1 protein-coding gene and 1 pseudogene are annotated in these 1,479 nt (G+C 66.7%); both read left to right on the top strand.

Annotation, left to right across the window (positions count from 1 at the left end):
* Positions 1 to 327: pseudogene (locus ASE28_RS32530) on the top strand (methyl-accepting chemotaxis protein); the annotation flags it as partial.
* A gap of 234 nt (positions 328 to 561) precedes the next feature.
* Positions 562 to 1,479, top strand: a 918-nt coding sequence (locus ASE28_RS27625; protein ID WP_157422159.1) for a methyl-accepting chemotaxis protein, incomplete at its 3' end; no start/stop codon positions are given.

Here is a 1,479-nt window from a genome sequence, read left to right as displayed (position 1 = left end):
GAGGAGTCCACGGCGGCAGCGGCGTCGATGCGCGACCAGGCGCAGAAGCTGGCCGAGGTGGTGGCGGTGTTTAACGTGGGGGCGATGCCTGCGCGGGCACCTTCGGCAGCCCCGCGTGCTGCCGCACCACGCCCCGCACCCGCCCCGGCCCGCCCTGCGGTCGCAGGCAAGCCCGCTGCGCGTCCGGCCGCCCCCGCGACTGCACGGCTGACGACTTCGGCGCCCAAGCCGGCAGCGGCCCACAAGCCTGCCGCTGCGGGGCCAGCCCCCGCACGGGCCCCGCGCGCCACCGCCAAGGGCGGTGACGACGACTGGGAAAGCTTCTGATCCAGGAGTGCAGGTGCCTCAGCAACCGGGTGGTGGTCATCCGCGGCCCAGCCCAGCCTGCGTGAGCCCGGCCTTCTTGGGCGGCCTTCTATCGAATTGGGGTTTGTCCCGGTGACCTGAAGCCCGTTGCACGCCCGTGGCTAGCGTAGGCTATGCCTGTTTGATGTAATTGAATGTTTCCGCCAATAAAGGTGGGAAATGCCAAGGCATCACAGGTCCACAAGGAAAAGAGCCATGCAATTCGACAATATCCGTGTCTCCCGCAAGCTGTGGGGGGCATTTCTGGGTCTGATGATCGCGATGCTGCTGCTCTCCAGCTTCGCCCAGAACCGGGGCAACAACTCCATGTCAGCGGCACTCGATGCCGTGGTCGAGGTCGAGGCCCGCATTTCTACCGCCATCCGCTGGCGAGGCGCCACCGAGACGGCCGTGAACATGGTCGTGGGCGGTGCGGTTACCACCGATGCTGCGCTGTCCGAGCAGTATGGCGTGAAGGTCAAGGAGATCATCGGCGCCATCAACAAGCTGCAGGAGAAGATCGTCGCCTCGGCCACGGACCCACAGGAGAAGGCGGCTGTCGACAAGGTCCTGGAGGCGCGCAAGGCGGTGCTGGCGGCCACGGCCCGAACGGGGGAGCTCAAGAAGGCGGGCGACGATGCGGCCACGCGTCAGTACGCGGACAAGGAGTTTGCGCCCCTGGTCACCTTGTACCTCAAGGCCCAGGACGACTTCGTGGCGGTGCTGGAAAAGCGCCGTGACGCCATCCGCGCTGAGGTGGTTACGCGGCGCATCGAGTACGCCATTTCGAGCATCATCCTGTCGCTGCTGCTGCTGGCGGTGGGCATCTTCCTGGCCTGGAGGCTGGTGCACTCCATCAGCGACCCGCTCAACCAGGCGGTGACCACCATCGACGCCATCGCCGCAGGCGACCTCACGCGCGAGCTGCAGTCCACCCGCAAGGATGAGTTCGGCCACATGCTCCGCTCGCTTTCGGCGATGTCGGCGCGCCTCCGCGGCGTGGTCAGCGAGGTGCGCTCGGGCGTGGACTCGGTGTCTTCTGCATCCGTGGAGATTGCCAACGGCAACCACGACCTGTCGGCACGCACCGAGCAGACGGCGTCCAACCTCGAAGAAACAGCGGCCAGCATGGAG

The organism is Acidovorax sp. Root219, assembly GCF_001428665.1.
Taxonomy (GTDB): domain Bacteria; phylum Pseudomonadota; class Gammaproteobacteria; order Burkholderiales; family Burkholderiaceae_C; genus Acidovorax.
This window is presented reverse-complemented; position numbering and strand designations above follow the sequence as displayed.